This is a genomic window from Streptomyces triticirhizae (assembly GCF_003696235.1).
Classification (GTDB): Bacteria; Actinomycetota; Actinomycetes; order Streptomycetales; family Streptomycetaceae; genus Streptomyces; species Streptomyces triticirhizae.
The window spans coordinates 24500-37519 of record NZ_RFFJ01000040.1; the positions used below are offsets into that span (position 1 = coordinate 24500).

Sequence of the window (13020 nt, forward strand, 5' to 3'; positions counted from 1 at the left end):
TCAGCGGTTGACGGCCTCGGTCCGCTGGGTGAAGGACCGCAGCGCCCGATCAAGGCCCGGCCGGTCCGGCAGCCCGTCCGTGTCGTTGGCGCTCTGCACCACCAACGCGGCGGTGGCGGCGGCCTGTTCGAGGGCCAGTGCCGGAGTGGCCCCCGCCAACCAGCCGTCGAGGAAGCCGACCGCGAAGGCGTCCCCGGCGCCCACCGGATCGACCACGGGCACGGTGAACGCCTCCTGGCGCCAGGCCCCGTCCGCAGTGTGGCAACTGGCCGACTTGTCCCGGTGCTTGATCACCACGGCGCCGGCCCCGGACGCCAGCAGGCGCCTCCGCGCGGACTCCGTGGGCTCATCGGGATGGAGGAGTTCCAGCTCGTCCTCCCCCGCCAACACCAGGTCGGCGCGCTCCAGCAGCGGGCCGACCACCTCGCGCCACCGCTCCGGCGGCCCCACCTTGAGGCGGATGTTGGGGTCGAAGGAGACCAACGCCCCGGCATCTCGAGCCAGTTCGAAGAGTCGCTCCGTGGCCTCGCGGGTCGTTCCCGAGAGCATCGGGGTGATCCCCGTGACATGGAGCAGCCGGGCGCCGGCCAGCGCCTCGGGGCGCAGTTCGTCGGCCCTCAGACGCGAGGCCGCCGAGCCGGCCCGGTAGTACTGCACGTCGATGGCCCGCGCCGGATGGCTGTCCCTGACCAGCATCCCGGTGAAGGCCGAGGAGTCCACGATCGCGTAGGAGGTGTCAATGCCGTCGGAGCGCAGTTTCGCCAACACGGCCCGCCCGGCCGGGTCGTCGCCCACCCTGCCCAGCCAACGGCTGCGGTGTCCCAGCCGGGCCAGGCCCGCCGCGACATTGCTCTCGGCACCGGCGATCGAGCGACGGAAGGCGGTGGCGTGCTCCAACGGCACGCCCGGCTCGGCCAGCAGCAGGGTCATCGCCTCGCCACAGACCACGATCTCGGCGGTCCCGCTCATGCCGACCGCCCCTCGACGAGGCGCACATAGTCACGCGCCCGTTCCCGCAGGGCGTCCAGGGCTCCCCCGTGGGCCGCGTCCCCCAGCAGCGGGGAGCCGACGCCGATCGCCAGGGTGCCCTCCGCCAGATACGTCCTGGCCGCCTCCGCGTTCACCCCGCCCACCGGGATCAGCGGGACGTCGGGGAAGGGGCCCCGGAGCGCCCGCAGATAGCGCGGCCCGCCCATCGCGTCAGCGGGGAACACCTTGATCGCCGTGGCGCCCGAGGCACGGGCGGCGATGATCTCGCTGGGCGTCAACGCGCCGGCCAGGGTGGGGAGTCCGAGGCGGTGCGCCTCGTCGAGGCCCGCGCCGAGCCCCGGGGTCACCACGAAGTCGGCGCCCGCCTCGCGGGCGGCCCTCGCGTCGTCCGCCGTCAGCACGGTGCCGGCGCCCAGCGGGGCGTCCGGGCCCAGTTCGGCGCGGGCCGAGGCGATCACGTCCAGGGCGTCCCGCCCGGTCAGGGATACCTCGACCAGGGACACGCCCTCCTCGACGAGGGCGAGCACCGCGCGCAGCGAGGCTTCCCGATCCGAGCCTCGGACGATGGCCAGCAGCCGCTTGGCGCGCAGGAGTTCGAGCAGGTTCATCGATCAGCCTTCTTCCGGAGTCACGGGGCGCTGTCCGGGGCACAAGCCTCGCAGATCGCCCGGTGCGGCGCGCCGAGGCCCGGTCCCCGGCCGGTCACCACTCGGCGAAGCCGCCGTCGGCGTGCCGCCAGACCGGGTTGCGCCAGGCGTGGCCGGCCCGGTCCGCCGCGCGCACCGCGTCCTCGTCCACGGTCACGCCGAGTCCCGGGAGTTGGGTGCGCGTGGCGTGGCCCTCGGTGAAGCGGAACGGCTCGGGGTCCACCACGTAGGAGAGCAGGTCGGCCTCCCGGTTGTAGTGGATGCCGAGGCTCTGCTCCTGGATCAGGAAGTTGGGGGTGGCGAAGACCACCTGGAGGCTGGCGGCCAGGGAGATGGGGCCGAGGGGGCAGTGCGGCGCCAGGTGGGCGCCGAAGGTCTCGGCGAGCGAGGCGATGCGGCGCACCTCGGAGATGCCGCCGGCGTGCGAGAGGTCAGGCTGGACGACGGTCACCCCGGACTGGAGCACGGGCAGGAACCCGGAGCGGTCATAGATCCGCTCGCCGGTCGCGATCGGCACGGGCCCGGCCTCGACCAGGCCGCCGAGGACGTGGCTCTGCTCGGGCGGCAGCGGCTCCTCGACGAAGAGCGGGTGCAGCGGGGCTATCTCGTGCAGCAGCCTGCGGGAGCTGGCGGCGCTGAAGCGGCCGTGGCAGTCGATCGCGATGTCGCGTTCGGAGCCGAGCACGTCCCTGGCCGTGGTGACGCGTTCCACCACCGCGTCGATCTCGGCGACGCTGGCGTGCGGTCGGGTGCGGCCGGCCGCGTTCATCTTCACGGCGGTGAAGCCGGCGTCGACCTGGGCGGCGATCTGGTCGGCGAGTTCGTGGGGGTCGTCACCGCCGACCCAGGCGTAGACCCGGGCTCGGTCCCGCACCGGGCCGCCGAGCAGCGCGTGCACGGGCGCCCCGTACTGCTTGCCCGCGATGTCCCAGAGCGCCTGGTCGATGCCGGCGACGGCGCTGGAGAGGACCGGGCCGCCCCGGTAGAAGCCGCCCTTGGTGAGCACCTGCCAGTGGTCCTCGATCCGCAGCGGGTCCTGGCCGACCAGGTACTCGGCGAGCACGTCGACGGCGGCGCGGACCACCTCGGCCCGGCCCTCCACGACCGGTTCGCCCCAGCCGACCAGGCCCTGGTCGGTCTCGACCCGGCAGAAGAGCCAGCGCGGCGGGATGAGGAACGTCTCGATTCGGGTGATCTTCATGTGCGGTGCCTCGTGCGTGCTTTCCGTGCTGTCGGTGCGGGGTGCGCGGTCGCTGTGGCGGCCACGCTGGGGGTGCTAGCCGTGGGGGTGTTGCTGCTCGCTGGCCCGGTCGAGGTCGCGGGCGGCCTGGGCGAGCAGCGCCCGCATGAGCGACTCGGCGGCGTCGGCGTCCCGCTCGCGCACGGCCGTCAGGACGGCGCGGTGTTGGGGCACCGGGTCGCCGGCGGCGGCGGAGCTGTGGACCAGCAGGTCGCGTCGTTCGAGGCCGGACTCGATGACGAGTTCCATCCGGACGAGGAGTTCGTTGTGGGTGGCCGCCAACAGCCCCCGGTGGAAGGCCAGGTCGGCGGCGGCGGCCTCGGCGGGAGAGGTCGCCAGACCCATGGCGGTCAGGGCCTCCTCCAGGACGGCGAGGTCGTCCGGGTCTCGACGTTCGGCGGCGAGCCGGGCGGCGGCGGGCTCCACGATGGCGCGGACCTCCCCGAGATCCCGGTGGAGGGCGGCGTCTCCGCCCTCGCCGGCGGGGGTGGCGGCGAGCCGCCAGCGGAGCACGTCGGGGTCGAGGAGGTTCCAGTGGGCTCGGGGGCGAACGAAGGTGCCGCGCCGCTGGCGGGCGTCGACGAGGCCCTTGGCGGCGAGCACCTTGAGCGACTCCCGGAGCGCGGTGAGGCTGACGTCCAACTCGGCCTGGAGCGCGACCAGATCGAGCGTGGCGCCCTCGGGCCACTCCCCGCCCAGCAGGCGCCGGGCGAGCTCCTCGACGGTCTGGCCGTGGACACCTCGGGAGGCGTAGCGCGTCATGCGCCTCCTCCCCAGGATCGTCGGCCCTCGTCCGTGCCCCAGCCTGCTTCCCGGCCCGCCTCCTGTCAACAATTCTTCGTAATTAATGAGTTTCCGGAGGGCGGTTGCCCGGCCGCGCCCGGGGCGGCGGCCGGGGCCTGCGTCCCGGGGGCGGACGGCCCGGCGTCGGCCTCAGCGGGTCCCGATGTCGGTCCCGCTGAGCGGGGCCAGGGAGGCGGCGCCGGCGAACTCGGCCGAAGCGCCCAACTCCCGCTCGATCCTGAGCAGTCGGTTCCACTTGGCGGTGCGTTCGGAGCGGGTGAGCGAGCCGACCTTGATCTGCCCGGTCCGCCAGCCGACGGCCAGGTCCGCGAGCCAGCTGTCCTCGGTCTCGCCCGACCTGGCGGAGAGCACCGTGGCGTAGCCGGCGGCCTGGGCGGTCCTGACCACGGTGTGGGCGTCGGAGAGGAGCCCACACTGGTTGGGCTTGACCAGCACGGCGTTGCCGACCCCGGACTCGATCCCGCGCCGCAGCCGGGTGGCGGTGGTGACGAAGAGGTCGTCACCGACGAGCTGGTGGCCGCCGCCGAGGCGTTGGGTGATCTCGCGCCACCCCTCCCAGTCGTCCTCGGCCAGGGGGTCCTCGATCGAGAGCACGGGGAAGCGGGCGCACCAGTCGCCGATCAGGTCGGTCAGCTCGCCGGTGTCCAGCCGGCGCCCCTCGGCCGCCAGGTGGTAGTCGCCCTCGTCGAGGAGCTCGGTGGCCGCCACGTCGATGGCGATTCCCACCTGGTCGCCCGGGCGCAGCCCGGCCCGTTCGATGCCGGCGGTCAGCACCTCAAGTCCCCTGGTGTTGCTGGGCAGCGGCACCCCGAAGCCGCCCTCGTCAGCGACCAGCCTGATGTCGTGACCCGCCTCCGTCAGCACCTCGCCCGTGGCCCGCCGCACCCGGGCCACCCACTCCAGGGCCTGGGCGAAGCTGTCGGCCCCCACCGGCACCGCCAGGAGGTCCTGGATGTCCAGGGCGCCGCCGGCGTGGGCGCCGCCCGAGAGGATGTTGACCATGGGCATCGGGAGCAGCGGATCGCTCCCGGCGCCGAACCACCGGTAGGGCGGCTGCCCCAGGGAGGCGGCGGCCGCCAGTGAGGAGGCCAGCGAGACCGAGAGCACCGCGTTGGCGCCCAGCCGATTGAGGTCGTCGGTGCCGTCCAACGTTCTGAGCGCCGCGTCCAGGCCGATCTGGTCGGTGGCGTCCAGGCCGAGGACGAGTTCCGCGATCTCGCCCTCCACCGACGCCACCGCCCGGCGGACGCCGCGACCGGCGTAGCGGTCGCCGCCGTCCCGGAGTTCCACCGCCTCGTGCGAGCCGGTGGACGCGCCGGAGGGCACGCTCACCGTGGCGCCGGCCCCGCCGCGCAGCCTGACCTCGCACGCGACGGTCGGGTTGCCACGGGAGTCCAGCACCTCGCAGGGCAGCAGGGCGTCGATGGTGGTCTCGGCCATCAGGGGGCAAGTCCTTTCAGCAGCCGGCGCATTCCTCGCGCCGGGTCGGATGAGGTGAGGAGGTCCAGTGCCACGCCCCGCACGGCCACGCCCTGGCCGGGGGTGAGATAGCCGGCGGGTGAGGTGCCGTCCACCCGGGCCAGCAGCAGGCAGGCCAGTTGGTCCGCCAGGTGGTCGGGATCGCTCAGGCCGGGCCCGCCGGCCTGGCCGTAGGCGTCGAGGAAGCGCCGCGCCGCGTCGAACAACGCGTCCGCGTGATCCGGGAGATGAACGCTCTTGAGCAGGAGGTGACAGAGCAGGAAGGCCACATCGAAGGTGGGGTCGCCCAGGTGGGCCACCTCGAAGTCCAACACCCAGCAGCCGAGTTCCTCGGCCGCTGGAGGGGTGTCGTCCGGCCCCATGGGCCCGGTCAGCACATTCTTGGGCGAGAAGTCGCCGTGGACCAGGCACTGCCGCGCCTCGGCCGTGCGCCGCTCGCACGCGGTGATCCGCGTCGCCACGCTCGGGTGGCGCCCGGCCACGGTGCGGTGGAACGGCGCCAGCCGCAGCTGGTCGAAGGCCTCCGGGTCGTCCAGGCGCTCGGGCAGCCCGGCGCCGCCCTCGGTGGCGACCGCCCAGCGGCCCAGCAGCGCGCCCAGACGCTCGGCCACCGATGGCCACACCCGGCCGGCGAGGAGCAGTTCCTTCCAGTTGCCCCAGTCGGCCGGGGCCCGTTCGATGGTCATGGCCAGGCGTCGGTGGTCGGTGTCCAGCACCGCTGGCACCGACCCCGGGGTGAGGCCGGCGGCCAGCGCCAGCGCGGCGGCCTCGTTGAGCGTGCGTTCCCGCTTGGCGTGCCAGACCATCTCGGTGCGGAGCCTGGGCAGGGCCTGCTTGACCACCAGCCCGCGCCCGTCGCCGGTGTCGACGGCCAGCGCCACGCTGGAGACGCCGCCGGAGAGTTCGTCGGCCGTGGCCGGCGCGCCGGGGGCGAGCAGCCCGCGCCGCCGGAGGTAGGGCAGCACGGTCCCGGCGTCGAGCAGGGGCTGGCGGTCCTCTGTCACGGCCGCTGCCCAGCCCTGCGGTTGCGCTCCCGGCGCTGTTCGGCGCCGAGCCGGTCCTCGATGGTCTCGATGTCCATCTCGCCGAAGATGTCCTGGAGTTGGGAGAGCGGCTCGACCTGCGCCACGGTGACCCAGGGCGGCCAGGTGCCCACGCCGGAGTAGGTCATGTCGGTCAGCGAGATGGCCTCCTCGCAGCGCCCGTCCTCGCCGTAGCCGAGGTCGTTGCCCGGGTACTGGGTGGTGCGGTGCGCGGTGCCGGTGAGCAGCCGGGCCACCTCGCGGTAGTGCTCGTCGCCGGTGAACAGGTGCAGCCGGTAGAAGTTGGCGCCCTCGTAGGTGATCCAGTTGTCCATCCCTGAGTGCCCTGCCGCGATCAGGCTCAGTCCCAGCGGGCCGTCCTCCCGGTAGGCGGCCCGTTCGGTGGCCACCGGCCAGCCCCTGGCCAGAATCCAGGTCTCGGTGAAGTCCGCCGCCTCCCGAGCGTCCGCCAGCCAACCGTCGTCCTGGGTCACGTCGTACGGCGCCAGCGCCGCGTGCGGCGCCATGCCGCCGGCTTCCTTGTCCACCACGTTGGGATTGTCGGCGGTGCCGCCGATGAAGCGGAAGGTGCCGCGGGTCTGCTCGCGGTGGAAGCGTCCCGCGCGCAGCGCCGCCCGCAGATAGCGTTCCTTCCCGGTGCACAGGTGCAGATGGGCCAGGAAGCGGATGGGGTGGCTGGTGTTGGTCTTCTCCGGGCTCTCGATGGTCCCGTCCCAGCCATAGGCGCGCGGGAACGATCCATCCTCGCTCTGGTTGTCGACCAGGAAATCACCGAAGGTGGTCAGATACCGCTCCCAGGCACGCACCGGCTCGCCCCTGCGCCGCATCAGCCGGGCGGCGTCGAGCACCCCGTCCATTCCGTCGGCCGCCACCCGGATGAACACCGGGTACCACTCGCGCCAGCGGAGTTCGTCACCGTCGGCCCAGAGCCTCGGCAGCCCGTTGTCCAGCGGCGACTCGGTCACCCAGAAGTCGATGACCGAGCGCCCCTTGGCGGCCAGCTCCGCGTCCCCCGAGAGCAGCCCGGCGCGCAGCATCTGGTAGCCGGCCGGCGCCTGTTGGCCGATGAACCCCATCACATAGCTGATGGCATCCGGCCGCCCGTGCGGCAGCTGGCAGCTGAAGGGCAGCCCAGGGTGGCCGTTGTAGTCCCTGGTCAGCCGCCCGAGCAGGGCGACGCCCGCCGCGTGGACCGGTTCGGCCGAGCCGCCGCCCGGCGGCGGCGCGAAGTGGTCCCAGTACGCCCGCCAGTTCTCCCGGCCCGCCGAGGGCCGCCCCTCGTGGACGCCCAGCCGCAGCAGCAGCGTGTACTGGTGGCTGAACCCCTCGACCACCGGGTGGCTCCGACGCACCCAGGAGTCCGAGCCGTACGCCTTCTCCCCCTCGAACGCCGGGTATACGCAGGCGAGTTGTGGCTCCGGGGTGCGTTGCACGCCCAGTCCCGCGTACCGGATGCCCTCGTTGATCCACCAGGTGCGGGCGTTCTCCTGGACCACGCCGTCCCGCCCGGTCGCGGGCGGGTCGCCGATCCGGCCCAGGGTGACGGTGCGTCCGCCGTCGCGCTGCGGCAGCAGCACGAAGGGCAGGGTGAGTCGGGTCTCCTTGACGTAGAAGTAGGTGTCCTCGGGGTCGCTGCCGATGGCGCCCTCGGGCAGGCCGGTGGAGTCGCCATACCACATGCCGGGGTAGAGCACGTCGTAGTCGGCGAGTTCGGCCGCGCCGTCGGCGATGCCCAGCGCGAAGCGGGAGTTGAAGCAGGTCTCCTTGAGGTCGACCGCGTGCTCGACGGTGACGGTGCGGTCGAGGGTGAGCGCGGCCCCGTCGAGGGTGTAGCGGTCGTCGAAGCGGTAGCGGCCGCCCGCCGGGGTGGAGACGACGCCGCTGGCCTCGGCGCCCGTCTCCGTGATCTCCAGGCTGGTGTAGCCGGTCGAGGTCTCCGCCGGCGTGTCGCCGATCCTGACCATGATCTGGAGCGGCGCGAGGGAGCGGACGACGGCCGTGCCGGTGGCGGTCTCGGCCACGGCGATGCCCTGGGTTCCGTCGTCGGCCGGCTCGGCCACCAGGGCGTAGGCCGGCCCGTCGCCCGAGGCGGCGTGGGCGCTGCCCGTGGCGGAGCCGGGGCCGGCGGGCAGCCCGGTGGCCAGGGCGGTGCCCGTCACGGTGCCGGCGACCAGCACGCTGCGGCGGGCGACTTCGGGAGGTGGGGCCATCGGGACGGCTCCTCGGATCGGTCGAGCAACGGGTTCGGTGGGAACGGGGCAACGTGCGGGAACGGGGCAACGTACCGGTGGGCGCGGCTCCTTGATGCCGGTGGTCGCGATGCCCTCCACGATCCGGCCCGAGGCGTCGGGATGGGCGCGCGGCCACCGGCCGCCGCGGCCGTGCCGGTGGCGCGCGGGAGGGTGCGCCGGCTGAGGGGGCCGGGCGGCGCGGACGCGCGTCGTTCACCTCACGTCGGTGGGAGGAGTGCGGACCCGCCTGCGGAAGCGCCGGTTCAGAGGCGAACCCTCAGGGCGACGACCGGAGTTGGCCAGGAACGGCCGGGGTCGGTCGGGAGCCGGAACGGCCGGGGGCCGGAACGGCCGGCGACCGGGGTGGTCGGTGACCGGGGTGGTCGGGAGCGTCCGAAAGAGGTCAGCGGCCGGGAAACGTCAGGACGCTCCAGGAGACCGGCGGCAGCGTGACGCCGGCCCGCCCGTCGACCGGTCGCACCGCCGGGCCCTCGGCCGGCAGCACCCGCTCCGGGTCCCGGGCGTCGTTGACGACGTGCGGGTCGCCGTCGCCGTGCAGGACCCGCAACCGGCCCTCGCCCAGCGAGCCTTCGAAGGCGCGCAGGTCGAGGTCGAGGGTGACCGGCCGCTCGGTGTCGCGGTTGACGGCGAAGACCGCGAGCGCCCCGGTCTCCGGGTCGTGGGTGGCGACGGCGTCCACCAGCGGCACCTCGCCGTACTTGACGGTGTCGTAGCGCGGGGCGTCGATGCCGACGTCCAGCACCTGGCCCCTGGCGTGGGCCGAGGTGAGCGCGAAGGGGTGGAAGATGGTCTGCCGCCAGGCCGGTCCCTCGCCGGGCTCGGTGCGGATCAGGCCGAGGACGTTGACGAGTTGGGCCTGGCTGGCGGCGGTGACCCGGTCGCTGTTGCGCAGCAGCGAGATCAGCAGGCCGCCGACCACCACGGCGTCGGCGACGGTGTAGTCGTCCTCGGCGATGGGAGGGGCGGTGACCCAGTCGCTGGGCGGGCCTGAGGTGTCGAACCTGGTCTGGTACCAGACGTTCCACTCGTCGAAGGAGAGCATGATCCGCTTCTCCTTGCGCCGAACCGATCGCACATGGTCGCAGTGGGCGACCACATCGGCGATGAAGCGGTCCATGTGGACGCCGCTGGCCAGGAAGCTGCCGAGGTCGCCGTCGCGCTCCTGGTAGTAGGCGTGCAGCGATATGTAGTCGACCTGGTCGTACGCCTCGGTCAACACAGCTCGCTCCCAGGTGCCGAACGTGTCGATCTCGGGGCCGGAACTGCCACAGGCGACCAGTTCCAGAGTCGGGTCGATCATGCGCATGGCGCGGCCGGTCTCGGCCGCCAACCTGGCGTACTCCTCGGGCGTCTTGTGGCCGATCTGCCACGGGCCGTCCATCTCGTTGCCCAGGCACCACATCCGGATGTTGTGGGGCTCGGCGCTGCCGTTGGCGATCCGAGCGTCGGCGAAGTGGGTGCCGGACCGGAGGTTGGCGTACTCCAGCAGGTCACACGCCTCCTGGACGCCCCTGGTGCCCAGGTTGACGGCCATCATCGGCTCGACGCCGGCCTTCTTCGTCCAGCGCATGAACTCGTCGAGGCCGAACTCGTTGGTCTCCACGCTGTGCCAGGCCATCTCCACACGCCGGGGCCGCTCCTCGCACGGGCCGACGCCGTCCTCCCAGCGGTAGCCGGAGACGAAGTTGCCGCCCGGATAACGGACGGTGGAGATGCCCAGCTCACGGACCATCTCCAACACGTCCGTGCGGAAGCCGTCCTCGTCGGCACTGGGGTGGTCGGGCTGGTAGATGCCCTCGTAGACGCAGCGGCCCATGTGCTCCACGAAGGAGCCAAAGGTCCGCCGCCGCACGGGGCCCACGGTGAAGGCGGGATGCAGGGTCAGTACGGCGTTGGGCATGACGCTCTCTCTCAGAAACTCTCTCGGGGACTCTCTCGGGGAAGGGGGGAGGCAGAGAACGGGGGCGCCGGGGCCGGGTCACCACTCGGCGTGGGAGCCGTCGGCGTGGCGCCAGACCGGGGCGCGCCAGCCGTGCCGGCCGGCGACCTCGCGCACCCGGGCCTCGTCGATCTCGATGCCGAGCCCGGGACCGGTCGGCGGCAGCATGTGCCCCTCGTGGAGGGCGAGAACGGAACGGTCCAGCAGGTAGTCCATCGGCTCGACGGTGTTGTAGTGGATGCCGGTGCTCTGCTCCTGGATGAGGAAGTTGGGCACCGCCAGGTCGATCTGGAGGCTGGCGGCCAGGGCGATCGGCCCCAGCGGGCAGTGCGGTGCCAGCGTCACGCCGTGGGTCTCGGCCGCGGCGGCGATCCTGCGGACCTCGGAGATCCCGCCGGCGTGACTGAGGTCGGGCTGGGCCACGGCGATGCCCGAGCGGAGCACCGGGTCGAAGTCCCAGCGGGAGTAGAGCCGTTCGCCGGTGGCCAGGGGGACGGAGCTGGCCGCCGCCAGCTCCGGCAGCCGGTTGGACAGCTCGGGAACGACCGGCTCCTCGACGAAGAGGGGCAGGTGCGGCTCCAGCAGCGGCAGCACCCGGCGGGCCATCGCCGGGCTGAACCTGCCGTGGAAGTCGACGGCCAGGTCGAGGTCGTCGCCGAGCGCCTCGCGCACGGTGGCGACCCGTTCGACCACCGACCGCACGCGAGCCGGGGTTTCGACGGGGCCCAGCTCGGCCGAGCCGTTCATCTTCACGGCCGTCAGCCCCATCTCGGCGCTGGCGCGGGCCTGTTCGGCCAGGTCGAAGGGGCGGTCGCCGCCGATCCAGCCGTAGACCCTGATCCGGTCGCGGACCGGGCCGCCCAGGAGTTGGTGCACCGGGACGCCGTGGGCCTTGCCGACGATGTCCCAGAGCGCCTGGTCGATGCCGGCGACGGCGCTGGAGAGGACCGGGCCGCCCCGGTAGAAGCCGCCCTTGGTGAGCACCTGCCAGTGGTCCTCGATCCGGGAGGCGTCCTGGCCGACCAAATACTCGGACAGCTCGGCGACGGCCGCCTCCACCGTCCCGGCCCGGCCCTCCACCACGGGCTCGCCCCAGCCGACCAGGCCGTCGTCGGTCTCGATCCGCAGGAACAGCCAACGCGGCGGCACCTGGAAGGTCTCGATGCGACTGATCTTCACGGCGGCCCTTTCGGGAAACGGGGGCACAGGGAAACGGGGACACGGGAGAACGGAAGAACGGAGGAACGAGCGCGGCGAACGCGACCCAAAGGTGTATGACATGTTGACCCTAGGCAGGGGTGTCAGACACGTCAACGGGTCTGCGCGCACTTCCTCAGCCGGCCCGGTACACACGGCTTTACACCGTTTTCACGCCCGCCCCGCGCCGGTTTCCAGGCCCTTGACGTGGAACGCTCACCGCTGGGCGACCAAAAACCTGACTGATAGGATCGCCCGGTGAGTGAGCCACAGACGTCCAACACCACCCCGCCCACGCTGGAAGCGGCCGTGTCCGGGATCGAGGCGATGCTCTTCGACGAGCTGGAGCCGGGCATGTTGCTGCCCTCCGAGGCGGAGTTGGCCAGCACCCTCGGCGTCAGCCGCCTCACCGTGCGCGAGGCGCTCAAGGTGCTGGCGGCGCGTGGCCTGGTGGCCCTCAGCAAGGGCCGCAGGCCACGGGTCCTGGAGCCGGACAGCTCCGTGCTCTCCGGCCACTTCCGCGCCGCGATCCGGCGCGACCCCGGGGCGCTGCTGGAGTTCGCCGACGTGCGCGAGGCGTTGGAGATCCAGGCGGCCACGCTGGCCGCCCGGCACGCCTCGCGCTCCGCGCTCCAGGCCGCCCAGTCCGCGCTGGACGGGATGGTGGAGGCCGCCGCCGACCTGAGCGACCCCGCCAGGGTCGAGCGCTACCACCAGTGCGATGTCGCCTTCCATGAGTCGCTCGCGCTGGCCAGCGGGAACCGCATGTTGGTCTTCATACTGGAGGGCCTGCGGGACTCGCTGCGGCAGAGCTTCGAGCGCAGCATCCAGGGCCACGCGCTGCGCGGGCGTTCCGTGGACGCCGTGCTCACCGCGCACCGGACCGTGTTGGCCCGGGTCCGCGCCCGGGACGCGGCGGGCGCGGCCGAGGCCATGCGCGGCTGCATCAGGGACGCCCGTAGCGACCTGCGCGCCGCGCTCGACCCCCGGTCGAACTCCTCGTCCTGAACGGCGCCCCCCCAACTCCCGCACCACACGCCCGTGGAGAGATCCCCATGAAACTCATACGCACCGGCCCGGCCGGCCGGGAGACGCCGGCCGTGCCACTCGACGGGGCCCGCGCCGTGGCCGGGCACGCGATCAGCGACGACGTCTCCGAGCGGGTCCTCCCGATGGAGCGCGGCGGCCAGTGGGACAAGGACAGGAACTGCGAGACGTTCAACCCGCGGGGGGTCGGCGCCGGCTTCGACCCGCCGCGCTTCGCGCGCCCGGGGGACGAGGTCGCCGTGGCCATCTCGGGCCTGGGCGCGCAGCGCGGCCGCTTCGAGCGGGCCCCGGTGGAAGGCGACGACCGGTGAGCGGCGCGGGCGGGCCGGCCGGGCAGCGGGTCGCCGTGGTCGGCGCCGGCGCCGGGATCGGCGCGGCGACG

General features: G+C 73.2%; 11 protein-coding genes. 2 read left to right on the forward strand and 9 right to left on the reverse strand.

The annotated features are described in order from the left end of the window. From EBN88_RS10175 to dgoD (EBN88_RS10215), 9 genes are all read right to left on the reverse strand, one after another. Window positions 1-969, reverse strand: coding sequence for a sugar kinase (locus EBN88_RS10175; RefSeq protein WP_122183489.1), 969 nt, complete (start codon window positions 967-969; stop codon window positions 1-3). Beyond that, window positions 966-1598: a bifunctional 4-hydroxy-2-oxoglutarate aldolase/2-dehydro-3-deoxy-phosphogluconate aldolase gene (locus EBN88_RS10180; RefSeq protein ID WP_122183490.1), complete on the reverse strand. Its 633-nt coding sequence runs from the start codon at window positions 1596-1598 to the stop codon at window positions 966-968. The genes EBN88_RS10175 and EBN88_RS10180 overlap by 4 nt, the downstream gene beginning before the upstream one ends. 94 nt (window positions 1599-1692) lie before the next feature. Next, window positions 1693-2838 (reverse strand): galactonate dehydratase, encoded by a 1146-nt coding sequence (gene dgoD, locus EBN88_RS10185; RefSeq protein WP_122183491.1) that lies wholly within the window; start codon window positions 2836-2838, stop codon window positions 1693-1695. Between the two features lie 75 nt (window positions 2839-2913). Continuing rightward, window positions 2914-3639, reverse strand: coding sequence for a FadR/GntR family transcriptional regulator (locus EBN88_RS10190; RefSeq protein WP_122183492.1), 726 nt, complete (start codon window positions 3637-3639; stop codon window positions 2914-2916). A 171-nt stretch (window positions 3640-3810) separates the two neighbouring features. Continuing rightward, window positions 3811-5121 carry a phosphopyruvate hydratase gene (gene eno, locus EBN88_RS10195; protein WP_122183493.1) on the reverse strand — a complete coding sequence of 437 codons (1311 nt, stop codon included), beginning with the start codon at window positions 5119-5121 and terminating at the stop codon, window positions 3811-3813. Next, window positions 5121-6164 (reverse strand): phosphotransferase family protein, encoded by a 1044-nt coding sequence (locus EBN88_RS30465; RefSeq protein ID WP_158621345.1) that lies wholly within the window; start codon window positions 6162-6164, stop codon window positions 5121-5123. The genes eno and EBN88_RS30465 overlap by 1 nt, the downstream gene beginning before the upstream one ends. Beyond that, window positions 6161-8413 carry a hypothetical protein gene (locus tag EBN88_RS30470; RefSeq protein ID WP_158621346.1) on the reverse strand — a complete coding sequence of 751 codons (2253 nt, stop codon included), beginning with the start codon at window positions 8411-8413 and terminating at the stop codon, window positions 6161-6163. Before EBN88_RS30470 ends, EBN88_RS30465 begins: the two co-directional genes overlap by 4 nt. A 424-nt stretch (window positions 8414-8837) precedes the next feature. Then, window positions 8838-10355 carry an arabinosylfuranosidase ArfA gene (gene arfA / locus EBN88_RS10210; RefSeq protein WP_122183494.1) on the reverse strand — a complete coding sequence of 506 codons (1518 nt, stop codon included), beginning with the start codon at window positions 10353-10355 and terminating at the stop codon, window positions 8838-8840. A gap of 78 nt (window positions 10356-10433) precedes the next feature. Then, window positions 10434-11573: a galactonate dehydratase gene (gene dgoD, locus EBN88_RS10215; protein ID WP_122183495.1), complete on the reverse strand. Its 1140-nt coding sequence runs from the start codon at window positions 11571-11573 to the stop codon at window positions 10434-10436. 276 nt (window positions 11574-11849) lie between these two features. On the opposite strand from dgoD (EBN88_RS10215), the gene EBN88_RS10220 reads away from it, so the two are divergent. Beyond that, the gene (locus EBN88_RS10220) at window positions 11850-12599 is read left to right on the forward strand and encodes a FadR/GntR family transcriptional regulator (RefSeq protein ID WP_147472697.1); all 750 of its coding nucleotides are present in this window, start codon (window positions 11850-11852) and stop codon (window positions 12597-12599) included. A 47-nt stretch (window positions 12600-12646) separates the two neighbouring features. After that, the gene (locus EBN88_RS31710; protein WP_407703393.1) at window positions 12647-12949 is read left to right on the forward strand and encodes a hypothetical protein; all 303 of its coding nucleotides are present in this window, start codon (window positions 12647-12649) and stop codon (window positions 12947-12949) included. Window positions 12950-13020: the final 71 nt, after the last annotated feature.

Bases quoted from the DNA above. Each gene is read 5' to 3' on its own strand.
- EBN88_RS10175 (WP_122183489.1), bottom strand. From the start codon at position 969: ATGAGCGGGACCGCCGAGATCGTGGTCTGTGGCGAGGCGATGACCCTG.
- EBN88_RS10180 (WP_122183490.1), bottom strand. From the start codon at position 1,598: ATGAACCTGCTCGAACTCCTGCGCGCCAAGCGGCTGCTGGCCATCGTC.
- dgoD (WP_122183491.1), bottom strand. From the start codon at position 2,838: ATGAAGATCACCCGAATCGAGACGTTCCTCATCCCGCCGCGCTGGCTC.
- EBN88_RS10190 (WP_122183492.1), bottom strand. From the start codon at position 3,639: ATGACGCGCTACGCCTCCCGAGGTGTCCACGGCCAGACCGTCGAGGAG.
- eno (WP_122183493.1), bottom strand. From the start codon at position 5,121: ATGGCCGAGACCACCATCGACGCCCTGCTGCCCTGCGAGGTGCTGGAC.
- EBN88_RS30470 (WP_158621346.1), bottom strand. From the start codon at position 8,413: ATGGCCCCACCTCCCGAAGTCGCCCGCCGCAGCGTGCTGGTCGCCGGC.
- arfA (WP_122183494.1), bottom strand. From the start codon at position 10,355: ATGCCCAACGCCGTACTGACCCTGCATCCCGCCTTCACCGTGGGCCCC.
- EBN88_RS31710 (WP_407703393.1), top strand. From the start codon at position 12,647: ATGAAACTCATACGCACCGGCCCGGCCGGCCGGGAGACGCCGGCCGTG.